This is a genomic window from Vulcaniibacterium tengchongense, from assembly GCF_003814555.1.
Taxonomy (GTDB): Bacteria; Pseudomonadota; Gammaproteobacteria; order Xanthomonadales; family Xanthomonadaceae; genus Vulcaniibacterium; species Vulcaniibacterium tengchongense.
Genome location: NZ_RKQN01000004.1, coordinates 252147 through 276209, shown reverse-complemented (window position 1 = coordinate 276209; position 24063 = coordinate 252147). Strand labels below are relative to the sequence as shown.

20 protein-coding genes are annotated in these 24063 nt (G+C 73.2%); 8 read left to right on the top strand and 12 right to left on the bottom strand.

Annotation, left to right across the window (positions count from 1 at the left end; all coding sequences use genetic code 11):
• Positions 1-59 precede the first annotated feature (59 nt).
• The 5 genes from EDC50_RS14305 to rpsU all read right to left on the bottom strand — a co-directional run bounded on the left by EDC50_RS14305 (position 60) and on the right by rpsU (position 5713).
• Complete coding sequence (locus tag EDC50_RS14305) at positions 60-2045, bottom strand: S9 family peptidase (RefSeq protein ID WP_123771152.1); 1986 nt, start codon at positions 2043-2045, stop codon at positions 60-62.
• A gap of 426 nt (positions 2046-2471) precedes the next feature.
• Positions 2472-4205, bottom strand: coding sequence for a DNA primase (dnaG, locus tag EDC50_RS14300; RefSeq protein WP_123771151.1), 1734 nt, complete (start codon positions 4203-4205; stop codon positions 2472-2474).
• Between the two features lie 41 nt (positions 4206-4246).
• A complete protein-coding gene (locus EDC50_RS14295; protein WP_123771150.1) occupies positions 4247-4750 on the bottom strand; it encodes a GNAT family N-acetyltransferase in 504 nt (167 codons plus the stop codon).
• A gap of 45 nt (positions 4751-4795) precedes the next feature.
• A complete protein-coding gene (locus EDC50_RS14290; protein ID WP_123771149.1) occupies positions 4796-5242 on the bottom strand; it encodes a GatB/YqeY domain-containing protein in 447 nt (148 codons plus the stop codon).
• Between the two features lie 255 nt (positions 5243-5497).
• Positions 5498-5713 carry a 30S ribosomal protein S21 gene (gene rpsU, locus EDC50_RS14285; protein WP_123771148.1) on the bottom strand — a complete coding sequence of 72 codons (216 nt, stop codon included), beginning with the start codon at positions 5711-5713 and terminating at the stop codon, positions 5498-5500.
• Between the two features lie 128 nt (positions 5714-5841).
• On the opposite strand from rpsU, the gene tsaD reads away from it, so the two are divergent.
• From tsaD to folK, 3 genes are all read left to right on the top strand, one after another.
• On the top strand, positions 5842-6876 hold the full coding sequence (tsaD, locus tag EDC50_RS14280; RefSeq protein ID WP_123771147.1) for a tRNA (adenosine(37)-N6)-threonylcarbamoyltransferase complex transferase subunit TsaD: 1035 nt from the start codon (positions 5842-5844) through the stop codon (positions 6874-6876).
• Between the two features lie 124 nt (positions 6877-7000).
• Positions 7001-7354 carry a dihydroneopterin aldolase gene (gene folB, locus EDC50_RS14275; protein WP_123771146.1) on the top strand — a complete coding sequence of 118 codons (354 nt, stop codon included), beginning with the start codon at positions 7001-7003 and terminating at the stop codon, positions 7352-7354.
• Between the two features lie 61 nt (positions 7355-7415).
• The gene (gene folK, locus EDC50_RS14270; RefSeq protein WP_123771145.1) at positions 7416-7898 is read left to right on the top strand and encodes a 2-amino-4-hydroxy-6-hydroxymethyldihydropteridine diphosphokinase; all 483 of its coding nucleotides are present in this window, start codon (positions 7416-7418) and stop codon (positions 7896-7898) included.
• Positions 7899-8095: 197 nt separating this feature from the next.
• Here folK and EDC50_RS14265 read toward each other — a convergent pair whose 3' ends face one another.
• On the bottom strand, positions 8096-8836 hold the full coding sequence (locus tag EDC50_RS14265) for a pteridine reductase (protein WP_123771144.1): 741 nt from the start codon (positions 8834-8836) through the stop codon (positions 8096-8098).
• 59 nt (positions 8837-8895) lie between these two features.
• Here EDC50_RS14265 and EDC50_RS14260 point away from each other — a divergent pair, with 59 nt between their 5' ends.
• The 3 genes from EDC50_RS14260 (at position 8896) to EDC50_RS14255 (ending at position 13185) form a co-directional block, all read left to right on the top strand.
• A complete protein-coding gene (locus EDC50_RS14260) occupies positions 8896-10125 on the top strand; it encodes a class I SAM-dependent methyltransferase (protein ID WP_123771143.1) in 1230 nt (409 codons plus the stop codon).
• Positions 10122-10559, top strand: coding sequence for a VanZ family protein (locus EDC50_RS16455; protein ID WP_170167639.1), 438 nt, complete (start codon positions 10122-10124; stop codon positions 10557-10559). Before EDC50_RS14260 ends, EDC50_RS16455 begins: the two co-directional genes overlap by 4 nt.
• Positions 10560-10662: 103 nt before the next feature.
• Positions 10663-13185, top strand: coding sequence for a TonB-dependent receptor plug domain-containing protein (locus EDC50_RS14255; protein WP_170167633.1), 2523 nt, complete (start codon positions 10663-10665; stop codon positions 13183-13185).
• Positions 13186-13428: 243 nt separating this feature from the next.
• Here EDC50_RS14255 and EDC50_RS14250 read toward each other — a convergent pair whose 3' ends face one another.
• From EDC50_RS14250 to EDC50_RS14235, 4 genes are all read right to left on the bottom strand, one after another.
• Positions 13429-14655 (bottom strand): multifunctional CCA addition/repair protein, encoded by a 1227-nt coding sequence (locus tag EDC50_RS14250; RefSeq protein ID WP_123771141.1) that lies wholly within the window; start codon positions 14653-14655, stop codon positions 13429-13431.
• Positions 14656-14665: 10 nt separating this feature from the next.
• Positions 14666-15043, bottom strand: a complete 378-nt coding sequence (locus EDC50_RS14245; protein ID WP_123771140.1) for a PH domain-containing protein — start codon at positions 15041-15043, stop codon at positions 14666-14668.
• A 69-nt stretch (positions 15044-15112) separates the two neighbouring features.
• A complete protein-coding gene (locus EDC50_RS14240) occupies positions 15113-16012 on the bottom strand; it encodes a complex I NDUFA9 subunit family protein (RefSeq protein ID WP_123771139.1) in 900 nt (299 codons plus the stop codon).
• Between the two features lie 28 nt (positions 16013-16040).
• On the bottom strand, positions 16041-18065 hold the full coding sequence (locus tag EDC50_RS14235) for a lytic transglycosylase domain-containing protein (RefSeq protein WP_425477939.1): 2025 nt from the start codon (positions 18063-18065) through the stop codon (positions 16041-16043).
• Positions 18066-18547: 482 nt separating this feature from the next.
• Between EDC50_RS14235 and EDC50_RS14230 the strand changes: the two genes are divergently transcribed.
• Together EDC50_RS14230 and EDC50_RS14225 are read left to right on the top strand one after the other, a co-directional pair.
• A complete protein-coding gene (locus EDC50_RS14230) occupies positions 18548-19348 on the top strand; it encodes a sulfite exporter TauE/SafE family protein (RefSeq protein WP_242003059.1) in 801 nt (266 codons plus the stop codon).
• A gap of 199 nt (positions 19349-19547) precedes the next feature.
• Positions 19548-22490 (top strand): TonB-dependent receptor plug domain-containing protein, encoded by a 2943-nt coding sequence (locus tag EDC50_RS14225; protein ID WP_123771138.1) that lies wholly within the window; start codon positions 19548-19550, stop codon positions 22488-22490.
• Positions 22491-22592: 102 nt separating this feature from the next.
• Here the strand turns inward: EDC50_RS14225 and EDC50_RS16720 are convergent, their stop codons facing one another.
• Together EDC50_RS16720 and kduD are read right to left on the bottom strand one after the other, a co-directional pair.
• The gene (locus tag EDC50_RS16720; RefSeq protein ID WP_425477938.1) at positions 22593-23033 is read right to left on the bottom strand and encodes a cupin domain-containing protein; all 441 of its coding nucleotides are present in this window, start codon (positions 23031-23033) and stop codon (positions 22593-22595) included.
• 179 nt (positions 23034-23212) lie between these two features.
• Positions 23213-23968, bottom strand: coding sequence for a 2-dehydro-3-deoxy-D-gluconate 5-dehydrogenase KduD (kduD, locus tag EDC50_RS14215; protein ID WP_123771136.1), 756 nt, complete (start codon positions 23966-23968; stop codon positions 23213-23215).
• Between the last annotated feature and the right edge of the window lie 95 nt (positions 23969-24063).

Sequence of the window (24063 nt, the reverse complement as noted above, 5' to 3'; positions counted from 1 at the left end):
GTCCGCCGCAGGCGGGCGCTCCCGGCGGCGGGAAGCCCGCTGCGCGGCCGGCCCCGGCCTCAGTCCGCGCCGCCGATCAGGTGCTGCTGCCAGAACAGCATCGACGCCGCGGTGAAGTAGTCGGCGTTGCGCTTCTTGCGGAAGCCGTGGCCCTCGTCGTCGAACAGCAGGTACCAGACCGGCTGGCCGTTCGCACGCACCGCCTTCACGATCTGCTCGGCCTCGGTGTAGGGCACGCGCGGGTCGTTCTTGCCCTGGGCGACGAACAGCTTGGCGCGGATCCGGTCGGCGTGGTTCAGCGGCGAGATGCGCTCGAACACCTCGGCCATCTTCGGGTCGCGCTCGTCGCCGTACTCGGCGCGGCGCAGGTCGCGGCGGTAGCTCTCGGTGTTCTTGAGGAAGGTGCCGAAGTGGGAGATGCCGACCACGTCGACGCCGGCGCGGATGCGGTCGCTGTAGTGCATCAGCGAGGCCAGCACCATGTAGCCGCCGTAGCTGCCGCCGTACACGCCCACGCGCGCGGCGTCGAGCTCGCGCTGCTTGCCGATCCAGTCGAGCAGGGCGCCGATGTCCTTGACCGAGTCCTCGCGCTTCTCGGCGTTGTCCAGGCCCAGGTAGGTCTTGCCGTAACCGGCCGAGCCGCGCACGTTCGGCACCAGCACGGCCACGCCGAGCTCGTTGACCAGGAACTGCACGGTCGGGTTGAAGGTCGGCAGCGATTGGCTCTCCGGGCCGCCGTGGATGTTGATCAGCACCGGCAGCTTGCCCCGTGCCGGCGCCTTGGCCGGGCGGTAGTAGAACGCCGGGATCATGCGCGGCTTGCCGTCGACCCGGTCGAAGGTCGGGTAGTGGATCAGCGTCGGCGCGACGAATCCGGCCGGGTCGAGCCCGCCGACCTCGCTGCGGGTCCAGCGCGCCAGCGACCGGGTGGCCAGGTCGATGACGTAGACGTCGCTGGGGGAGGTCGCCGAGTTCAGGGTGACCGCCAGGCGCTTGCCGTCCGGGGAGAAGCCCAGCCCGGCCACCACGCCGACCGGCAGCTCCGGCAGCGCGACCGGCGCGTGGTCCGGCAGCGAAAGCACGTGCAGCTTGTAGATGCCGTCCTCGTTGGTGGTGTAGGCGAGGTAGCGGCCGTTGTCGCTGATGTCCAGGTCCTCCACGTCCCACGGCGTGGACGCGGTCAGCACCACCGGCTTGCCGGCGGCCGGGTCGTGGTGGCGCAGGGTGCGGAACTCCTGCGGCTTGCCGTCGACCGGCTCGTCGGAGACGTAGTACACCGCGCGCCCGTCCGGGGCGAAGCGGAAGGCGGCGAACGAGGCCTTGCCGCCCTCGACCGGGAACATCGTCAGCCGGCCGCTGTCGAGGTCGACCACGCCCGGGTACGACTCGCTGGCCGAGACGTAGCGCATCACCAGCAGGCGCTTGCCGTCCGGCGAGAAGTCCTGCGCCGACCATTGCCCGCCCTCGGTCACCAGCGGCCGCGCCTGGCGCGTGGCGAAGTCCATCAGCCACACGTCGGTGTCCTGGCCGTTGCGCGCGGTGCTGCTCCAGGCGAAGCGCTTGCCGTCGCGCGAGAACAGCGGGCCCTGGTTGCGCGCCTTGCCGTCGGTGAGCAGGGTCGTGGCGCGGGTCTCCAGGTCGAACCAGTGCAGCTGCCAGAACTCGTTGCCGCCCACGTCCTTGCCGAACACGAAGCCGTCCAGGCCGGAGCCGGCCGGCGCGGTCTCGATCGCGGCCAGCGGCTCGGGGTAGAAGGTCAGCTGCTCGCGCATGCCCAGCGGCTGGCAGACGCGGTGCGCCTGCGCGGTCTCGGCGAAGCGGGTGCTGACCAGCAGGCAGCCGTCGCCGGTCCAGCCGGCGAAGCTCGCGCCGCGGGTGTTCTGGTAGCGGTCGAGCCGCTCCAGCAGTTCCGGCGGGATCGGCGGGATGTTCTCGCTGGTGCGGTTGCCGACCACCTCGCGCTGCGGCGTCGGCGCCTCCCGGGCGAGCGCCGGCGCGGAGGCGAAGGCGAGGGCGGCGAACAGGACGGCGTGACGCAAGCGCATGGCGGCTCTCTTCCCCAAGTGCGGAATGCCCGAGCTTAGCGCGGGCGCCCAGGCCCGCTGCCGGGCCGGAAGTCACGGGCGGGGTTCCGGGGCGCGCCGCGGGGCTGCCGCCGCCGGGTGACGTGCCGGGGTGCGCTTCGGCGGGATCCACGGCATTGCCGGAGGCTTGCCCTCACCCCGGCCTTCCCGCGCAAGCGGGAGAGGGAAGCGCGCGCGCTTTCAGGTGCGCGCGGGCCCCTCCGCACCCGTCGGAACCCGCGTCCCGCATGCAGCGGTCCGAAGCCCGCCGCAACCGGGCCGAAGTGGAGGCACGTGCGCTCCAGGCTTGCGGACCGGCGTTCACGCACCGCGGTGCGAGCCGGGATGCTCGAGCGCCGCAACCGGGCCGCCCTCGCCTGCGTGCGCGGCAGCGACCAGGGTGCGGGCTCAGGCGCGCATCGAGCGCGCCTGCAGCAGCGCGCGCAGTTCCTGCTTGTCGTCCTCGTCGAGGCCGACCTCGCGCTGCTTGGCCTGCAGCTCCTCCAGCCGCTGCCGTGCGGTCAGGCGCTCGAGCTGGGCGACCGCATCCCGCAGCTCGGCGCGCCAATGGGATTCGTCGCCGGGCGGCGTCTGCGAGGCCAGTTTCTGCAGTGCGCCCAGTTCCTCGCGGCCGTCGTAGTGTTCGAGCAGCGCGCCGGTGCTGATGTCCGGCCGCTGCGCGACCAGCTCCAGCAGTTCGATCAGCAGCGGTACGCCCGGTTGGCGCAGCGCGGCGAAGCGGTACGGCGGCGCCACGTCGAGGCCGAGCGCGGGCCGCTGCAGCAGCAGCGCGATCGCGCTGCGCACCACGCTGCGCTTGGGCGCCGCGTGGCCGCGCGCGGCTTGCGCGCGCTGCGCCGGAACGTGGCTCTGCGGCGCGCTGGCGCGCGCGCCGACGCCGGTCAGTTCGGTCAGCCGCTGCCGCATCAGGTCGCCGAACGCGCCGTCGGGGATCTGCGCCAGCAGCGGCTTGGCGCGCTCGGCCAGCCGGCCCTTGCCTTCCAGCGTGGCCAGGTTGACGTCGGCGCTCAGCGAATCGAAGAAGAACCGCGACAGCGGCGTCGCCTCGCGCAGGCGCGCGTCGAAGCCGTCGCGGCCTTCGGCGCGCACCAGCGAGTCCGGGTCCTCGCCCTCGGGCAGGAACAGGAAGAACGCCTGGCGGCCGTCCTTCATCCGCGGCAGCACCGATTCCACCGCCTTCCACGCCGCGCCGCGCCCGGCGCGGTCGCCGTCGAAGCAGAAGTACACGTCGGGCGCGTTGCGGAACAGCAACTCGGCGTGGTCCGGCGTGGTCGCGGTGCCGAGCGTCGCCACCGCGGTGTCGACCCCGTGCTGGAACAGCGCGACCACGTCCATGTAGCCCTCGACCACGATCAGGCGCTCGATCCTGTTGTGCGCCTGCCGCACCTGCCACAGGCCGTACAGCTCGCGGCCCTTGTGGAACAGCGGCGTCTCCGGCGAGTTCAGGTATTTCGGCGAATCGTCGGCGCCGATGACCCGCCCGCCGAACGCGATCGGCCGGCCGCGGCGGTCGAAGATCGGGAACATCACCCGGTCGCGGAACTTGTCGTAGACGTGGCCGCGCTCGTTCTTCGAAAACAGCCCGGCGCGCTCGAGCAGGCGCATGCGCCGCTCGTCGCCGCCGAGGGCGTCGCGCAACGCGGAGAAGCCGTCCGGCGCGTAGCCGATCTGGAACTGCGCGCGCACCGCCTCGCCGACCCCGCGCTGGTCCAGGTAGGCCTGCGCCTTCGCGCTGCCGGCCAGCTGCTTGCGGAAGAAGCGCGCGGCGGCCTCGGTCGCGCCGTACAGGTCCTGCAGGTCGGGATTGGCGTTGCGCTGCCGGGTGTCGCGCGGCACCTCCATGCCGGCGCGCTTGGCCAGTTCCTCGACCGCGTCGAGGAACTCGAGGCGGTCGTAGTTCATCAGGAAGCTGATCGCGGTGCCGTGCGCGCCGCAGCCGAAACAGTGGTAGAACTGCTTGGCCGGCGACACCGTGAAGCTGGGCGAGCGCTCGTCGTGGAACGGGCAGCGCGCCGAATACTCCTTGCCCTGGCGCTTCAACGGCACGCGCGCGCCGATCACCTCGACGATGTCGGTGCGCGCGAGCAGGTCGTCGATGAAGGCGTCGGGAATGCGGGCCATGGGATGCTTTTACCCGGTTCTCCGCCGGCCGCGGTAGCGGCTCAGAAACTCGCGGCCAGCCGCGCCAGGGCGTCGCCGGTCAGGCGCTGCACGGTCCATTCGTCCATCGGCGCGGCGCCGAGGCGGCGGTAGAAGTCCAGCGCCGGCGTGTTCCAGTCCAGCACCGACCATTCGAAGCGGCCGCAATCGCGCTCGATCGCGAGCCTGGCCAGATACGCCATCAGCACCTGGCCGACGCCGCGGCCGCGGTACTGCGGGCGGACGAACAGGTCTTCCAGGTACAGGCCGCGCTTGCCCAGCCAGGTCGAGAAATTGTGGAAGAACAGCGCGAAGCCGGCCGGTTCGCCGTCCACCTCGGCGATCACCACCTCGGCGCCGGGGCGGTCGCCGAACAGGCCGGCGGCGAGGGTGGCCTCGTCCGCCTTCACTTCGTCCGGCGCGCGCTCGTACTCGGCCAGTTCCCGGACGAGGGCCAGGATCAGGGCGGTATCCGCGGGTGCGGCGGGCCGCAGGACGACGCCGGGACGGCGGGTGGGAATGCGCATCGGGCTAGGCTCGATTCGGGCGGCGCGGGCGCGCCGCGCGGTCGCTTACCGGCTCAGGCGCTGCTTGACGAGCGCGGAGACCTGGCCCATGTCGGCCTGCCCGGCCAGCTGCGGCTTGAGCACGCCCATCAGCTTGCCCATGTCGGCCGGGCCGCTGGCGCAGGTCTGGGCGATGGCGGCGTCGATCGCGGCCAGGATCTCGGCCTCGCCGAGCTTCGCCGGCAGGTAGCGCTCGATCACCGCGATCTCGGCCTTCTCGGCGTCGGCCAGGTCCGCGCGGCCGGCGCCCTCGTACTGGGCCACCGAGTCCTTGCGCTGCTTGACCATCTTGTCGAGGACGGCGACCACCTGGGCGTCGTCGAGCTCGATGCGCTCGTCCACTTCCTTCTGCTTGATCGCCGCGTTGATCAGCCGGATCACGCCCAGCGTGTCCTTGTCGCCGCTCTTCATCGCGGCCTTCATGTCGTCGGTGAGGCGTTGTTTGAGGGTCATGGCGGGTCGGTCGGAATCGGGACGGGGAAGGGGCGGGCGCCGCGGGGCCGGCCTAGGCGCCACCGGGTCCGGCCCCGCGCGGGAAGGAGACCGTAGCACGCGCCGCGGGCGAGCTCGCGCGCCGCCCGGGCCGGGGCGGCGCGCCGGCCCGGCCCGGGCGCTTCGCCCAAACGCAAAAAGCCGGCGGCGCAGGGCGCGGCCGGCTTCGCTGCAGCCCGCCGCGCCGAAAGCGGCGGCGGACGCGGGAAAACGCGCTCAGTACAGGCGCTGGCGCTTGGTCACGTCGCGGGCGGCGCGACGAGCCTGGCGCTTCACCGCCGCGGCGGCCTTGCGCTTGCGTTCCTGGGTCGGCTTCTCGTAGAACTCGCGCTTGCGGGTCTCGGCGAGGATGCCGGCCTTCTCGCAGGTGCGCTTGAAGCGACGCAGAGCAAACTCGAAGGGCTCGTTTTCGCGGACTTTGACGCTGGGCATACGTGATCTCGGGATTCAGGGACCGGCCCGTGGGACCGGGCGAGCCGCGCATTATAGCGGCGGGCCCCTCGAAGGTGCAAGATAGCCTATTCCGCGAGGCGCAGGCCCGCGCAACGCCGCGAATTCCCGTGAAAGTCCTGGGCATCGAAACCAGCTGCGACGAGACCGGGGTGGCCGTGTACGACACCGCCGCCGGCCTGCGCGCGCACGCGGTCTACAGCCAGATCGAACTGCACGCGCAGTACGGCGGGGTGGTGCCGGAACTGGCCAGCCGCGACCACGTGCGCAAGCTGCTGCCGCTGATCCGCCAGACCCTGGCCGAGGCCGGGCTGGAGACGGCCGGGATCGACGGCGTCGCCTACACCGCCGGCCCCGGCCTGGTCGGCGCGCTGCTGGTCGGCGCCGGGGTCGCGCGCGCGCTGGCCTGGGCGCTGGACGTGCCGGCGATCGGCGTGCACCACATGGAAGGGCACCTGCTCGCGCCGCTGCTCGAGGACGATCCCGCGCGCGGCCGGCCGGAACCGCCGTTCGTGGCCCTGCTGGTCTCCGGCGGCCACACCCAGCTGGTACACGTGGCGGCGATCGGCCGCTACCGCCTGCTCGGCGAGACCCTGGACGACGCCGCCGGCGAGGCCTTCGACAAGACCGCCAAGCTGATGGGGCTGCCCTACCCGGGCGGACCGCAGCTGGCGGCGTTGGCCGAGCGCGGCCGCCCCGGCGCGTTCAGGTTCGCCCGGCCGATGACCGATCGCCCGGGGCTCGATTTCAGCTTCAGCGGCCTGAAGACCCAGGTGCTGCTGGCCTGGCAGGGCAGCGACCGCGGCGAACAGACCCGCGCCGACATCGCCCGCGGCTTCGAGGATGCGGTGGTGGAGACGCTGGCGATCAAGTGCGAGCGCGCGCTGGACGCGGCCGGCTGCGAGACCCTGGTGGTGGCCGGCGGCGTCGGCGCGAACAAGCGCCTGCGTGCGCGGCTGGAGGACATGGCGCACCGCCGCGGCGGCCGGGTCAGCTTCCCGCGCCCGGCGTTCTGCACCGACAACGGCGCGATGATCGCCTTCGCCGGCGCGTTGCGCCTGCAGGCCGGCCAGCACGACACCGCCGCGGTGCGGGTGACGCCGCGCTGGGACATGGCGAGTCTGGCGCCCGTGACGAGCGAATGAGGAGCGGGCGAGGAGGCAAAAGCGAAGAGGGAAAACCCGCGACGGGCGATCGGCTACCATGCCGGTGCCGCCTTCTTCCGTTTCCCGGTCCTCTTCACTCGTTCTCTCCACCCGTTCCCGGCCCATGGATAGCGTCTTCATCGAAGGCCTCGAGATCGAGGCGCTGATCGGCATCTACGACTGGGAACGGCGCATCCGCCAGCCGCTGGTGTTCGACCTGGAGATGGCGTTCGACAACCGCGTGCCCGCGGCGACCGACGCGATCACCGACACCCTGGACTACAAGGCGATCAGCAAGCGCATCGTCGAGTACGTGTCGCAGTCCGACTTCGGCCTGGTGGAGACGCTGGCCGAGCGTGTGGCGGCGCTGGTGATCGAGGAGTTCGGCGTGCGCCGGGTGCGGCTGAAGCTGAGCAAGCCCGGCGCGGTGCGCGGCGCGCGCGCGGTCGGAGTGAAGATCGAGCGTTCCGCGCCATGACCCGCCTGCCACGGGCCGCCGGCCGGCGCCGGCGCTGCCTCGTCCCCGGCCCCGCTGCCGCGTGAGCCGCGCCTATCTCAGCCTCGGCAGCAACGTCGAGCCGCTGCCGCACCTGCGCGCCGCGGTGCATGCGCTGCGCGCGCGCTTCGGCGCGCTGCGGCTGTCGCGCGCCTACCGCACCCGCGCGGTCGGCTTCGACGGACCGGACTTCTGCAACGCCGCCGCGGTGATCGACACGGACCTGGACCCGCTGGCGCTCAACGACTGGCTGCACGCGCTGGAGCAGGCGCACGGCCGCGATCGCAGCGGCCCGCGCTACGGCGACCGCACGCTCGACATCGACATCGTGCTGTACGACGGGCGCGTGCTCGAAGGCCCCGGCAACCTGCGCATCCCGCGCCCGGAGCTGCGGCACGCGTTCGTGCTGCGGCCGCTGGCCGAGATCGCGCCGGAGGCGGTGGTGCCCGGCGACGGCCGCACCCTGGCGCAGCTGTGGGCGGCGCACCCCGAGCACGGCGCGGCGTGGGAGGCGTTCGAGCTCTAGCGGCGGGCGCGTCGCCGCGCCCGCGCAGGGCGTCCGGAGCGCCGCCCGGGACCCGCGGGGCAGGCGTGCGCGCAGGCCCGGTTCCGCCGAAGCGGGAGGGCGACGCGGCGAACCGCGCGCTGCCGCATCCCGCGCCGGGGCGACGCCGCGCGGCCGCCGCGGGGGCGTTTCCTCTCCCGCGGGACGCGGCCCCGCCGCTAGGCGCCGAGCAGGCGGCCGCCGTCCAGGCGCAGCACCTGGCCGGTGCAGTAGCTCGCGTCCTGCAGCAGCCAGCGCACCGCTTCGGCGACCTCCTCCGGCGCGCCAGTGCGCGCCAGCGGCGTGCGCTGCAGCATCGCCTGCCGCGCGGCCGGGTCGCCGCCGTGCTCCGGCCACAGGATCGCGCCGGGCGCGACCGCGTTGACCCGTACCTCCGGCGCCAGTTCCAGCGCCAGCGAGCGGGTCAGCATCAGCAGCGCGGCCTTGGCCATGCAATAGACGGTGTGCCGCGGCAGCGGGCGCTCGCCGTACAGGTCGGCGAGGTTGACGATCGCGCCGCGCGCGGCGCGCAGGTGCGGCGCCGCGGCCTGGGCGAGGAAGAACGGCGCGCGCGCGTTGCTGGCGAAGAGGGCGTCCCACTGCGCCGGCGTGGTCGGGCCGAGCGGCGTCGGCGCGAACGCGGAGGCGTTGTTGACCAGGGCGTCGAGCCGGCCGTAGCGGCCGACCGTGTGCGCGACCAGCTCCGGCAGCCGGTCGAACTCGGCCAGTTCGGCCTGCAGCAGCAGCACGCTGCGCGGGCGCGCGCGCTCCAGCTCCGCGGCCAGCGCCTCGGCCTCCGCGCGCGAGCGGCGGTAGTGCAGGGCCAGGTCGTAGCCGGCCGCGTGCAGCGCGCGCGCGATCGCCGCGCCGATGCGGCGCGCGCCGCCGGTGATCAGGGCCACGCGAGGCGTTGCATTCATGACGGGCGTCTCCCGGGCGGTGCCGTATCCTGTACGCCAGTGTCCCACGCAAGCCCCGCATGTCCATCGATCCCCGCCCGCAGGACGCCGCGCGCGCCGCGCAGAGCCTGCCGCCGCCCGACGCCGACGCGCTCGCCCACAGCCGGCGCCTGGAGGCGCTGATCCGCGAGCAGATCGCCGCCGCCGGCGGCGCGATCCCGTTCTCGCGGTTCATGGAGCTGGCGCTGTACGCGCCCGGGCTGGGCTACTACAGCGCCGGCACGCGCAAGTTCGGCGAGGGCGGCGACTTCGTCACCGCGCCCGAACTCGGCCCGGTGTTCGCCGCCTGCGTGGCCGAGGCCTTGAGCCCGGTGCTGCGCCAGCTCGGCCCGCAGGCGCGCCTGCTCGAACTGGGCGGCGGCACCGGCGCGTTCGCCGAGGTCGCGCTCAAGCGCCTGCTGGAACTGGACGCGCTGCCGGACCGCTACGCCATCCTGGAGCCCAGCGCGGAGCTGCGCCAGCGCCAGCGCGAGCGGCTGCGGCAGCGGCTGGTGCCGCCGCTGTTCGAGCTGGTCGAGTGGGTCGACGGCCCGTTCGCCGACGATTGGGACGGCGTGGTGTTCGCCAACGAGGTGATCGACGCGCTGCCGACGCCGCGCTTCGCGATCGGCGAGGGCGCGCACGCCGGCGAGGTGTTCGAGGAGCACGTGGCGGTCGAAGGCGGCGAGCTGGCGCGGGTGCTGCGCCCGGCCGACGCGTTCCTGACCGGCGCGGTGCGGCAGCTGGAGCGCAGCCTCGGCCGCGCGTTCGAGCCCGGCTACCGCTCCGAGGTGCTGCCGCAGCTGCCGTACTGGCTGCAGGCGGTGGCGGGCGGGATGCGCCGCGGCGCGCTGCTGTTCGTCGACTACGGCTACGTGCGCGGCGAGTACTACCTGCCCGGGCGCCGCGACGGCACCCTGCGCGCGTTCTACCGCCACCGCATGCACGAGGCGCCGCTGCTGTGGCCGGGGCTGCAGGACCTGACCGCGTCGGTCGATTTCACCGCGCTGGCCGAGGCCGGCGTGGCGGCGGGTTTCGACCTGGCCGGCTACTGCTCGCAGGCCAGCTTCCTGCTCGGCAACGGCCTGGCCGGGGTGCTCGAGCGGATCGAGCGGATCGAGGACGAGCGCGAACGCCTGCGCCGCACCCAGGAAGTGAAACGCCTGACCCTGCCCAGCGAAATGGGCGAGCGCTTCCAGGCGATGGGATTCGAGAAGGACGTCGAGTTCGGCGTGGCCTTCCTCGCCGGCGACCTGAGCTTCCGCCTGTGAGCCCGTTGCGCGATTTCCGCAGGCCCCGGCTGTGGCTCGGGCTGTGGCTGGCGATGCTCGCGGCGGTGGCGTGGACCTCGCTGCTGCCGGCGCAGGCGCTGCCGCCGGCGCCGTTCGCCGGCTTCGACAAGATCGAACACCTGCTCGCCTACGCGGCGCTGTCGGGGTACGCGGTGCTGCTGTTCGCGCGCCTGCCGGCCCAGGCGCTGGCCGCGGCGGGGCTGGTCGGGCTCGGCGTCGGGCTGGAATTCGCCCAGGCCGCGCTGACCGCCTCGCGCCAGGCCGATGCCTACGACGCGCTGGCCAACGCGCTCGGCGCCCTGGCGGGCCTGCTGCTGGCGCCGACGCCGCTGGCGCGCGGGCTGGAGCGGCTGGATCGGCGCCGGGCCCGTCCGGATTGCGACCGGCATCGCAATATCAAGGATTTGCCGTAAAGCCGGATCGGGCAAAGTTCTCCGCCATCTTGCGCAAAAGTTAAGAAGTGGTAAGGCTGGGTCGGGGGATCCGCAGCCGCCATCGCAAGAGGGAGAGAGAGCCGTGCCTGCCCCGATCCGCAATCGCCTGACCCCGGCCATCGCCGCCGCTTTGGCGGCCGTCGCGCTGTCCCCGTCCGCCCCGGCCCAGCCACCGGCGAGCGCCGCCGCGGGCCAGGAACCCACCACCCTCGACCGCATCCAGGTCACCGGCTCGCGCGTGCGCGGCCGCACCGCCGAGGACACCGCCGCGCCGGTCGACGTGATCGGCCGCGAGGAGCTCAACGCCACCGGCGCGCTCGAAGTCGGGCAGATCCTGCAGATGCTCGAGCCGTCGTTCAATTTCTCCCGCACCTTCGTCTCCGACGGCACCGACATCCTGCGCCCGGCGACGCTGCGCGCGCTCGGCCCGGACCAGGTGCTGGTGCTGGTCAACGGCAAGCGCCGCCACCAGCAGGCGCTGGTCAACGTGCAGCAGACCATCGGCCGCGGCTCGGCGGGCACCGACATCAACGCGATCCCGGTCGCGGCGATCGAGCGCATCGAGGTGCTGCGCGACGGCGCCGCGGCGCAGTACGGCTCGGACGCCATCGCCGGCGTGATCAACATCATCCTGAAGAAGCAGACCGACCACACCGAGGTGTCGGTGGAAGGCGCGCAGTACTACGCCGGCGACGGCGAGATGCTGCACGGCTCGGTCAACACCGGCTTCGCGCTCGGCGGCGAGGGCTTCCTCAACCTCACCGCCGAGGCGCGCAACCGCAACGAGACCAACCGCGCCGGACCGGACCGCCTGCGCGTGGATCCGCCGCGCGTGACCCAGCGCCTGGGCGACGCCGACGCCCGGGACCACTACCTGTGGTTCAACGGCGGCCTGCCCGCCGGCGCCGGCGAGCTGTACTGGTTCGGCGGGGTGTCGCGGCGCGAGGGCGACTCCTCCGGCTTCTTCCGCAGCGCCGGCGACAACCGCACCGTGCCGGCGCTGTACCCGGACGGCTTCCTGCCCAACATCCTGACCACGGTCGAGGACGCATCGGTCGCGGTGGGCTACCGCGCGCCGCTCGGCGACCGCTGGGACTGGGACGTGTCGATCAACCGCGGGCGCAACAAGTTCGGCTTCGAGGAGAGCAATTCGGTCAACGTCAGCTGGTGGTACGAGCCGCGCGACCCGGCCGACCCCGCCGCCGGCATCTACGCCGAATCGCCGACCTCCGCCGACACCGGCACGCTGCGGTTCGACCAGACCACCTTCAACCTCGACTTCAACGGCAGCGTCGACGGCTGGGGCGGCAACCCGCTGTACCTGGCCACCGGGTTCGAATGGCGCCAGGACGACTACCGCATCGAGGCCGGCGACCCGGTGTCGTACACCTACGGCCGCACCAACGACCGCGGCATTCCGATCGTCGGCCAGGCCGGCGAGATCGCGCAGCCGGGCATCCAGGGCTTCCCCGGCTTCTCGCCGAGCGAGGCGGTGGACGACGGCCGCCACAGCATGGCGGTGTACCTCGACGCCGAGACCCACCTGGGCGAGCGCCTGCTGATCGGCGCGGCGGTGCGCTTCGAGGACTACTCCGACTTCGGCAACACCACCACCGGCAAGCTGTCGGCGCGCTTCGACGCCAGCGAGCGCTTCGCCGTGCGCGGCACCCTCGCCACCGGCTTCCGCGCGCCCGGCGTGCAGCAGCTGTTCTACAGCCAGCGCTCGACCAACCTCAACGCCGAAGGCGTGCTCACCGACACCTTGACCGCGCGCCAGGACAGCGCGGTGACGCGCGCGTTCGGCATCGAGCCGCTGCAGGAGGAGACCTCGACCAGCGGCACGCTCGGCTTCGTCTGGAAGCCCAACGAACGCTTCTCGGCCACGCTCGACGTGTTCCGCATCGACATCGACGACCGCATCATCTTCTCGTCGAACATCCAGCCCGAGAGCGTCGGCACCGACGGCAACCCCTGCGCCGCGGACCTGGCGAACTGCCCGATCCGCGCGATCCTCGATCCGATCGGCGTCGGCCAGGTGCTGTTCTTCACCAATGCCATCGACACCCGCACCACCGGCGTCGACCTGGTGCTGAACCACGGCACCGAGTTCGCCGCCGGCAGCCGGCTCGACCTGACCGCGCTGGTGCACTTCAACAAGACCGAGGTCGAGGCGCGGCGTTCGCAATCGCCGATCCTGCCGCCGGCGGCGCTGTTCGACGACGCCCAGGTCACCCTGGTGGAACAGGGGCAGCCGCGCGCGCACCACGTGCTGCAGGCGGTGTACGAAACCGGGCCGTGGCAGATCACCGGCCGCGGCAACTACTACGGCTCGGTCGCAGGCGAGGGCTTCACCCCGGGGTTGAAGCAGACCTGGGACGGCAAGTGGCTGTTCGACCTGGGCGTGCGCTACGCCTTCTCCGAGAACCTGGCCCTGACCGTCGGCGGCAACAACCTCTTCGACGAATACCCCGACGAGTGGACCGTCGGCGCCGACGATCCGGGCGTCAACCCGTTCCCGTCGCTGGGCTTCAAGTACGGCTGGGAGACGATGCCGTTCGGCATGAACGGCGGCAGCTACTACGCCCGCCTGGACTACCGCTTCTGACCGGCGACGCGGGCCGGACCGGCGCGTCCGGCCCGCCGCGATGCGGGCGCCGGCGGCGCGACCGCGCTTCTGCCGCGGATCGGCGCGGATGCGCGCGACCCACCGGTTGGAACCCCGATGCCGGAGACGGGGCGGCGCGCCGGCACGGCCCCATCCCGCGAGCGGGCGTGCGCACGTGCGGCGAGCGAGGCGCGCTCGTTCCTTCCGGCTCGATCCGCGCCGGTCCGCAGCGACGGACCCTGCCTACTCGCGCTTGCCCGTCGCCTGCGCGATCGCCGCGATGCGCGCGCGCCGCAGCGCCTCGCCCACGGCGGGGCCTTCGAGCTGCGGCGGCAGGTCGGCCGCCTTCACCGCCAGCGCCGCGCGCAGCGCCGCGACCAGCGCCGGGCCCTGCGGGTAGGGCCGTTCGGACAGGCCGGCGCGGCCGCGCTTGTCGGCCTCGCACACCAGCGCCATCCGGGCGATGCGCTCCGGGTTGCGGAAACCGTCGCAGCGCGCCAGCAATTCGTACACGGTGGACGCGCGCAGTTCGTCGAAGCGGTGCACGTTGAGGTGCTCGCGGCACGCGGCCTCGGCCAGGCGGCGGTGCTCGGTCGGCACCTTGAGCCGCTCGCACAGCGCGCGCAGCGGCGCCAGGCCGGCGCGCTCGTGGCCCAGATGCCTGGGCCACGCCTCGGCCGGCGTCAGCGCCTTGCCGAGGTCGTGGGTCAGCGCGGCGAAACCGATGCGGTCGTCGCCCGGCGCGAGCCGCGCCGCCATGTCGCAGACCAGCTCGACGTGCGCGCCGGTGTCGACCTCCGGATGGAACTCGGCGCGCTGCGGCACGCCGTACAGCGCGTCCACCTCCGGCAGCACCGCGGCGAGCGCGCCGGCCTCGCGCAGGGTGCGCACGAAGGCCGACGGCGCGGCGCTGGCCAGGGCGCGGCGCAGCTCCTGCCAGACGCGTTCGGCGCTCAGCTCGGCCAGCTCGCCGGACTCCGCCATCCGCCGCATCAGCGCCAGCGTCTCCGGCGCGACGCGGAAGCCCAGCGGCGCCAGCCGCGCCATGAAGCGGGCCGCACGCAGCACCCGCAGCGGGTCCTCGACGAACGCCGGGCCGACGTGGCGCAGCACCCGCGCCGCGATGTCGCGCGCGCCGCCGTAGGGGTCCACCAGCGCGCCGTCCTCGTCCTGCGCGATCGCGTTGACGGTGAAGTCGCGCCGGCCGAGATCCTCCTCCAGCGTCACCGCGGGATCGGCGTCGACCACGAAGCCGCGGTAGCCGCGCCCGGCCTTGCGTTCGGTGCGGGCCAGCGCGTATTCCTCGCCGGTGCGCGGATGCAGGAACACCGGGAAGTCGCGGCCGACCGGCTTGAAGCCCGCGGCTTCCATCGAGGCCGGGGTCTCGCCGACCACCACCCAGTCGCGGTCGCCCGGCGGCAGGCCGAGCAGGCGGTCGCGGACCGCGCCGCCGACCAGATAGACCTTCATGGGCTCCGCCTCAGCGCGGCGCGTGCTGCGCGATCAGCGCCAGGATGTCCTGCGCGCCGCTGTTGCGGCCGAGGCTGCGCGCGATCGGCTGCGCCTGGCCGGACACCCACAGCCGCAGCTCGGCCTCCATGTCGAAGTGGCCGGCGGTCTCGACCGCGAACATCACGATGCTGCGGTAGGGCACGCTCAGGTATTCGACCTTGCTGCCGGTGACGCCCTGCTTGTTGACCAGGATCAGCCGGCGGTCGGTGAACACGATCAGGTCGCGGATCAGGCCGAACGCGCGCTGCAGGCTTTCGCCGGGCGCGAGCAGCGGCGCGAACTCGCCGGCGAGCTTGTCGATCGGCTTCTCGCCGGCGTGGCCGAGCAGGGTGTCGAGCAGGCCCATGGCCGTCTCCTTCGGAACGGGCGTCCGATGTTAAACAGTTGCGGCGGGCGGCGCCGTCGCCGGGCGCGTTCAGCAGCCGGCGAGGATCTCGTCGAGCCTGGGCGCCACCGCGGTCGGCGCGACTCCGAGCCGGCGCAGGCCGTCGTCGGAACTGACCGAATCCAGCTGCAGCGAACGCCAGTTGTCGCGGCTGATCGGCTTGCCCGGCAGCCACTCGCCGACCCGCGCCTGCAACCGGCCGAGCGCCGGCGGCAGGCCGAGCACCAGGCGCGCGCGGCCGCGGCCGCGCGCGGCCAGGCGCACGATCTGCGCCAGGGTCAGCACGTCAGGGCCGACCAGGTCGTAGCTTTCGCCGACGCTGCGCGGTTCGTCGAGCGCGCGGGCGTAGGCCTCGGCCACGTCGCCGACCCAGACCGGCTGGAACTTCGCCTCGGCGCGGCCGATCGGCAGTACCGGCGTCCATTTCAGCAGCCGGTCGAAGCGGCAGAACAGGCTGTCGCCGGGGCCGGCGATCACCGAGGGGCGGAACAGCGTCCAGTCCAGGCCGGAGCCGCGCACGTGCCGCTCGGCGCGGCCGCGCGCCTGCAGGTAGTGGCTGTCGCCGTGGCCGGCGTTGAGCGCGCTCGTCTGCAGCAGGCGGCGCACGCGGTTGCGGCGCATCGCCTCGATCAGCGCGTCGGCGATGCCGACGAACACCTGCTCGAACTCGCGGCCGTCGTCGCGGCGTTCGTTGAGGACGCCGGCGAGGTTGACCACCGCGTCGGCGTCGTCGAGCACCGCGCCGAGGAATCCGACGTCGGCGACGTCGCCCTCGATCAGGCTGGCGCCCGGCGGCCGCCGCCCGCGCTTGCGCGGGTCGGCGCCGCGGCTGAGCACCGTGACCCGGTCGCCGCCGCGCAGCAGGCGCGCGACCAGGTGCCGGCCGACGAAGCCGGTGCCTCCGAGGACGACGATGTGCCGTTGCGCCATGCCGGCCAGTGTAGGCCAGCCGGCGCGCTCAGCGCTGTGACGCGCGCGCCGCCGCGGGCGCCGGCGGCGCGGCCGGGGGCGGACAGGCGAAGCCCTTGCGCGGGCCGTCGAGCCGGCCGAGCATGCGGTCGCCCAGGCGCAGCGCGTCGCCGTTGAGGCGCCAGTCGTAGATCACGCTGAACGCGAGCACGCGGGCGACGTACTCGCGCGTCTCCTTGTAGCTGATGGTCTCGATCCAGAAGTCTGGGTCCATGCCCGGGCGCTGCGCTTGCCAGCGCGCCAGCGGCGCCGGCCCGGCGTTGTAGCCGGCGATCGCCTGGTACGGCAGGCCGCCGTACCGGTCGAGCAGCTGGCGCAGGTAGGCGGTGCCGAGCACGATGTTGGTGTCCGAGTCGTACAGGCTCTCGGCGCCGCCCCAGGGCAGGCCGAGGTTGCGCGCGACCGCGGCGCCGGTGGCCGGCAGCACCTGCATCAGGCCCATCGCGTTGGCCGAGGAACGCGCGCGCGGATAGAACACGCTTTCGGCGCGGATCTCGGCCGCGACCCAGGCCGGGTCGAGCCGGTTGCGTGCCGCCTCGCGCCGGATCGTCGCGTCGTGGTGCAGCGGGAAGCGCAGGTGGTACAGGCGCAGCTCGTCCGGCTGCTTGCCGAGCGCGAACACGGCGCGGTCGAACCAGCCGTGGCGCTGCGCGACCTCCACCGCGAGCCGGCGGCGGCTGTCGTCGAAGCGCGCCAGCGCCTCGTCCCATTCGCGCACCGCCCAGCCGGTGCGGTCGATGCGGAACAGCCCCATCGCGCGCACGATCGCCGGGTCGCGCTCCACCGCCGCGCGCGCCGCCGCGTCGGCCGGCGGCTGCCACGGGCACAACGCGTAGGGCTGCTCGAGCCGGTCGGCGGCGAGGAAGCCGTGGAAGTCGCTCTTGCCGGCGACCTCGCGGTACAGCCGCTCGGCCGCGGCGCGGTCGCCGAGGCGCTCGCGCAGGCGCGCCTCGAAGTACTGCCAGCGCGAATCGCCGCGCTGTTTGGCCGGCATCCGCTCGATCGCCTGCAAGGCCGCGCGCCAGTCGGAGCGCGCCAGCGCCTCGCGCACGCGCCATTCGTGCAGCCGCTCGTCGTAGGCGGAGGCCGGCACCGCGGCGAGGCGGCGCGCCGAGTCCGGGCCGTACGAGGCCACGGTCCACAGCGCGATCTGGTACAGCACGCGGCCGCGTTCCTCCTCGCCGAAGCCGAGCGCCTCGGCGTAGCGCGGCAGTTGCGCCTCGGCGGCGTCGGGCGCCGCCCTGGCGTACCTGGCCAGGCCGTGCGAGGCGATGCGCCGGCTGCGTTCGGTCTTCGGCCAGTTCAGCGCGCGCGGGTGCGGCGCATCGAGGAACGCGGCGTAGTCCTCGGCCAGCGCCTGCTGGTCGCCGGGCAGGCCGCGGGCGGCGGCGCGCATCACCCCCGGCTGCCCTTCGGCCGCCGCCCGGTCGATGCGCTCCCAGCGCAGCTCCGGGGTCAGGCCGCCCTGCGCGGCGAGCGCGGCCATCGGCGCGTCGCACTCGTCCGGCAACGACGTGCCGGCGCTGCGCCAGACCGCCTGCGCGTCGCGCAGCCATTGCGCGTCGGCCCGGCCCAGGGCCTGGCGCGCCTGCAGCTCGCCGCAGCGCCGGGCCAGGCTCTTGATCCGCGGGTCCCAGGCGGCCAGGTAGGCGGCCCAGTCCTGGCGCCGCGCCGCCGCCGCCAGCCAGATCTCGCGGAACGCCTCGGCCACGGCCTGGCCGCGGTAACGGGCGAGGAAGGCCTGCGCCTGCGCCGGGTCGAGCAGGTCGACGTCGCGGCGCAGGCGCGCGTACTCGATCCACGGGTACAGCGGGTGCGCGGCGAGATCGGCGTAGCGCGCCGGATCGAAGCGGCCGAGCTCGGCCGCTTCCAGCGCCTCGCGCACGCGGCCCTGCAGCGGATCGGCCGGCGCTTGCGCCGGCATCGGCGGCGGCGCGGCCGGCGACTGCGCGCAGGCCGCGGCGGAAAGCGCGGCGATGCACGCCGCGAATACGAGCGTGAACGGGCGAAGCATGCCTCGGACTATAGCCCAGCCGGATGGATCGCCGGCCGTGCGGCGGCGTGCGCGTCAGGCGGCGTTCGGGTGTTCCAGGCGCGCGGATACGGGCCGCCGCCCGGCCGCGCCGCCCGCCTCCTGCGACCGCGCGCGGAGGCGGGCGCGCCGCGCCCGCGCTTCCCCGCGGAGCGGTGAGGGCGCCCTCGCGGTCGGATCGTGGCGCGTCGCCCACGCACCGGGATACGCGCAACGACCTGCGGTCCGCGCCGGCGCGCTCGCGTCCCCGCGGCAGCGGCACGCGGCCCTTCGATGCGACCACGCCGGCGCCGGCCGACGCCAGGCGCCGCCGCCGTGCCCGGCGGGCGGCAGACGCAGCGGCCGCTTTCGCCGCATCCGGTGCCGGACAGCCGCGACGCGGCCTGCCACACTTGCGCCGCCGGGCGCGCGCTCCGCGCCGTTCGGCAGGCACACGAATCCGGGTACACGAGCGAGGCGTCCGCGTGATCACCGCATGGCTGATGTTCCTGGCGCTCGGCGCCGTCGCCGGCATTCTCGCCGGGTTGCTCGGGGTCGGCGGCGGGCTGGTGCTGGTCGCGGCGCTGGCGTGGCTGCTGCCGCTGCTCGGCATCCCGCAGGAGGCGGCGATGCATGCGGCGCTGGCCAGTTCGCTGGCGAGCATCGTGCTGACCGCGGCCGCCTCGGCGCGCGCGCACGCGCGGCGCGGCAGCGTGCTGTGGCCGACGGTCGCGTGGATGGTGCCGGGGCTGCTGGTCGGCGGCTGGCTGGGCAGCGGCGTGGCGGTTCGGATCGACGACGAGGTGCTGCGCTGGATCGTCGCCGGCTACTGCTTCCTCGCCGCGGCGCAGCTGATGTTCGGCCGGTCGCGCGGCGGCGGCGATGCGGCGGCGCCGGCGCCGCGCGGGCTGCCGTACGCGGCGGCGGGGGTCGGCATCGGCGCGGTCTCCGCGGTGGTCGGCATCGGCGGCGGCAGCATGACCGTGCCGCTGCTGGTCTGGCGCGGCGTGGCGCCGGTGCGCGCGGTCGGCACCTCGTCGGCCTGCGGCGTGGCGATCGGCCTGTCCAGCGCGGTCGGCTACGCCCTGCACGCGCCGGCCGGCGCGCTGCCGCAGCACGCGATCGGCTACGTCTACCTGCCGGCGGCGGTCGGCGTGGCCTTGGCCTCGGTGCTGGCCGCGCCCTACGGCACCCGCCTGGCGCACTGCCTGCACGGCGATACCCTCAAGCGCGTGTTCGCCGCGTTCCTGGTCACCGTCGGCGCCAGCCTGCTGCTCGGCGGCTAGCGCGACCGGAGCCGCCCGGCTCGAATTTGCGACCGGTCGCGCGCTGTCTCGGCCTGGCCTGCGTCCTACCCGGACGACGCTCACACTTTGCCGCTTGTGGCGGCTGAACGGATTGTTTACAACCATACGACGCCGCCCGGAGGGGGGACGCGGCGCGCGAGTTCGCCTGTCCCATTCATCGCCACGGAGAGAGAGAACGATGAGATCCCTGCGTCGCAAGACCCTGGCCGTCCAATGCGCGCTGTGGCTGGCCCTGCCGGGCCTGGCCGCGGCCCAGGAGGCGCCCCCCTCCGACGATCCGACCACGCTCGATGCCGTCGAGGTCACCGGCACCCGCATCCGCAAGGCCGAGATCGAGAGCCAGACCCCGGTCCAGACCCTCACCCGCGAGGACATCGAGCGCACCGGCCTGACCTCGATCGGCGACATCGTCCAGGAACTGACCGGCTCCGGCTCGGCGCTCAACACCAAGTTCAACTCCTCCGGCAACTTCGGCTTCTCGCCCAACGGCGACGGCGTCGGCGCCGGTTCCGCGCAGGTCGACCTGCGCCACCTCGGCCCGAAGCGGGTGCTGGTGCTGGTCGACGGCATGCGCTGGGTCAACGAGTCCTCGGCCTCGGGCGTGGGCGCGGCCACCGACCTCAACACCATTCCGCTGGCGCTGGTCGAGCGCATCGAGGTGCTCGAGGACGGCGCGTCCTCGCTGTACGGCTCTGACGCGATCGCCGGCGTGGTCAACATCATCACCCGCCGCAACTACGAAGGCGGGCAGATCACGCTGAACTACGGCCAGTACGACAAGGGCGACGGCGAGCTGAGCGGCGTCGACCTGGCCTGGGGCACCAACACCGACAAGATGAACCTGTTCCTCGGCGCCAGCCACGTCGACCAGGAACCGGTGTACTCGCGCGACCGCGCGCAGGCGCGCGAACCGATCCCGGGCACCGGCCTGACCTTCGGCAGCTCGGCCACGCCGAACGGCCGTTTCGTGTTCTTCCCGAACGCGCCCAGCAGCGCCTGCCCGCTGACCGACGTCGACGACGACCCCGCCACCCCGGCGGTGCCGTTCTGCGACATCACCACGCCCAACGGCAGCAGCTTCCCGAACGGCGTCGGCTACCCGAACGACTTCATCGGCTTCGACACGCCCAACCGCTTCAACTTCGCCGAGTACAACATGGTGCTGACGCCGTCCAAGCGCAGCGGCGTGTTCGGCCAGATCCGCTACTACTTCACCGACGACGTCCACTGGTACGCCAAGGCGCTGTACAACCGCCGCGAGTCGACCAACCAGGCCGCGCCGGAGCCGCTGTTCTTCGGCCCCGACGCCGGCACCGGCAACCCGTACGCCGACGACATCACCATCTCCGCGCTCAACCCGTACAACCCGTTCGGCATCGATCTGGTCTCCAGCGGCCCGGGCGCGAACCTGGTGCTGATCGGCCGCCGCCCGGTCGAGGGCGGCCCGCGCGTGTTCGAGCAGGAGGTCGACACCCAGTACTTCGCCACCGGCCTGGACGGCAGCTTCGAGCTCGGCGAGCGCAGCTGGTTCTGGGACGTCAACGCGGCCTGGAGCAAGAACGAGGCCGAGCAGACCAACTACGGCAGCTACAACATCTTCAACGTCGCCATGGCGCTGGGCGACCCGGCGGTGTGCGCGGCCACGCCGGGCTGCGTGCCGCTGAACATCTTCGGCGGCCCGGGCACGATCACCCCGGAGATGCTGGCCTGGATCCAGCCGGTGGTGCGCGACCGCAGCGAGCAGAAGCTGAGCCAGTTCACCGCCAACATCTCCGGCGACCTGTTCGAGATGTGGGCCGGGCCGCTGTCGATGGCGGCCGGCTACGAGTACCGCAAGTACGAGGGCTCGTACACGCCCGACCCGCTCAACTACGTGACCATGCCCGACGGCACGGTCGAGAACCACTACAACGGCGTGCCCTCGCTGCCGACCTCGGGCGAGTACGACGTCAACGAGGTCTACCTCGAGCTCAACGTGCCGCTGTTCCGCGACAGCCCGTTCGGCAAGAGCCTGGACCTGAGCCTGGCCGGCCGCTACTCCGACTACTCCAGCTTCGGCGGCCAGTTCACGCCGAAGTACGGCCTGCGCTGGCAGGTCGCCGACGAGCTGCTGCTGCGCGCGACCTACGCCGAAGGCTTCCGCGCGCCGTCGATCGGCGAGCTGTACGGCTCGGCCAGCCGCGCCGACCTGCAGCTGGACGACCCCTGCCTGATCGGCGTCGACGGCTCGGCGCCGACCGGCAACGCGGCCAACTGCGCCGCGCTCGGCGTGCCGCCGGGCGCGGCCCAGTCCAATTCGCAGATCTCGGTGACCACCGGCGGCAACCCCGAGCTCGATCCGGAGACCGCGCGCAGCTTCACCGCCGGCCTGGTGTTCAGCCCGAGCTTCGCCAGCGGCGTGTCCTGGTCCGACCGGCTCGACTTGGAGCTGACCTTCTACCGCCACTCGATCGAGGGCGCGGTGCAGGCGATCGACGCGCAGACCCAGCTCGACCTGTGCGTGGCGACGCTGGACCCGCGCTACTGCGACGGCATCACCCGCTCCTCGGTCGGCAGCATCAACGGTTTCAACAACCGCCTGACCAACCTGGGCTCGATCAAGACCGACGGCTGGGACGCGGACGTCTTCTGGACCCTGCCGGAGACCTCGTTCGGCCAGTTCAAGCTGAGCTGGCAGAACACCTTCGTCACCCGCTACGAGGCGATCGGCGCGGCCGGGCAGGTGCAGCCGCGCCGGGTCGGCGTGGAGGTCACCGACAGCGCGATCCCGGACTGGACCTCGAACGCGACCCTGGACTGGCGCTACAACCACTGGAGCGCGTCGTGGACCGTGCGCCACATCTCCGAGCTCGAGGAGGAGTGCGGCGACGCGGTGGCGTTCCCGGTGTGCAGCGATCCGAGCGAGGGCACCAACAAGCTCGACGCCACCACCTACCACGACGTGCAGCTGGGCTACCGCTTCGACCTGCTCAAGGGCCTGCAGCTGACCGGCGGCGTCAACAACCTGTTCGACGAGGATCCGCCGATCTGCCTGTCGTGCTCGCTCAACGGCTACGACGCCTCGACCTACGACATCCCCGGCGGGCGTTTCTTCTACCTGCGCGCGGACCTGCGCTTCTGAGCCGCCGGGCCCCTCCCTCGCGCGGGAGGGGCCGCAGGCGAAAAGAAACGGGCCGGTGCGGGCACCGGCCCGGGCCGTCGTGCGACGCGGGAGAGGGGGGCGTCAGCGCGACGGCGAAACGGGCTTCTTCTTCGGGTAGACGACGATGATCACCAGGTCCTCGTCGCCGAGCTGCCTGAGCGCGTGGGTGCTGCCGTTGCGGGTCAGGATCGCGTCGCCGGGGCCGACCTCGCGGCGCCGGCCGTCGAGCAGCAGTTCGCCGCGGCCGGAGAGGACGTAGTAGATCTCGTCCTTGTCGTTGCGGTGCTCGCCGATGCTCGAGCCCGGATGCATCGCGCGCTGGCGGAACACGATGTCGAAGCCTTCGGCGTCCTCGAAGAACGGGTAGGCGGTGGTGGTGCCGGCGCCGTCGTGCGGGCCGGGCTGGCGCACGGCGACGTCGCGCGCCTGCTGCACGTAGGAGTCGCGGCGCGTTTCGGCTTGCGCGTGGCCGGCCGCGACGGCGGCGGCGAGCGCGGCGAGAACAGCGATGCGGAGTGCCATGGCCTTGTCCTGTGTCGAAGAGGCGGGATCGGCCGCGGATTCGCGCGCACGCAGCGGGGCGAACGGTACGCGCCGGGGCTTCGTCCGGCGCATCGCCGGAGGGGGCGGTCGCAAGCGGCGATTCCAGTCCGTGTCCATCCTCGCGATCCGTGTCGCGTCCGGCACGGCCGCCGCGGGCCTCAGCGCGCCAGCCAGCCGCCGTCCACCGGGATGATCGCGCCGTTGACGTAGTCCGAGGCGCGCGAGGCGAGGAACACCGCCGCGCCGCCGAGGTCGCCCGGCTCGCCCCAACGCCCGGCCGGGATGCGGCCGAGGATCTCGGCGCTGCGCTTCTCGTCGGCGCGCAGCTGCGCGGTGTTGTCGGTGGCCATGTAGCCCGGCGCGATCGCGTTGACGTTGATGTTCCGGCTCGCCCACTCGTTGGCCAGCAGGCGGGTGATGCCGGCGATGCCGCTCTTGCTGGCGGTGTAGGACGGCACGCGGATGCCGCCCTGGAACGACAGCATCGAGGCGATGTTGATGATCTTGCCGCCGCCCTGGGCGATGAAGTGGCGGCCGGCGGCCTGGCACATGAAGAACGCGGACTTGAGGTTCACGTTCATCACCTCGTCCCAGTCCTTCTCGCTGAAGTCCACCGCGTCGGTGCGGCGGATCAGACCGGCGTTGTTGACCAGGATGTCGAGGCGGCCGAGCCCGCCCAGGGTCTCCTCGATCACGCGCGGGATCGGCTCGATGCCGATCAGGTTGGCCTCGATCGCGACGAAGCGGCGGCCGAGCGCGCGCACCTTCCGCTCGGTCTCGGTCGGCGGCTGGATGCCGGCGGCGGCGATGTCCGCGCCGGCTTCGGCCAGCGCCAGCGCGATGCCTTGGCCCAGGCCGGTGTTGGCGCCGGTGACCAGCGCGACCTTGCCTTCGAGACTGAACGGATTGGCCATGAGCATTCCCCTGATCGCTTGGGTGGAGTCGTCCCGCAAAGGCGGGAATCCGATGGTGTGGTTCCCCGGAGACGCCGGTTCCCGCAGCCGCGGGA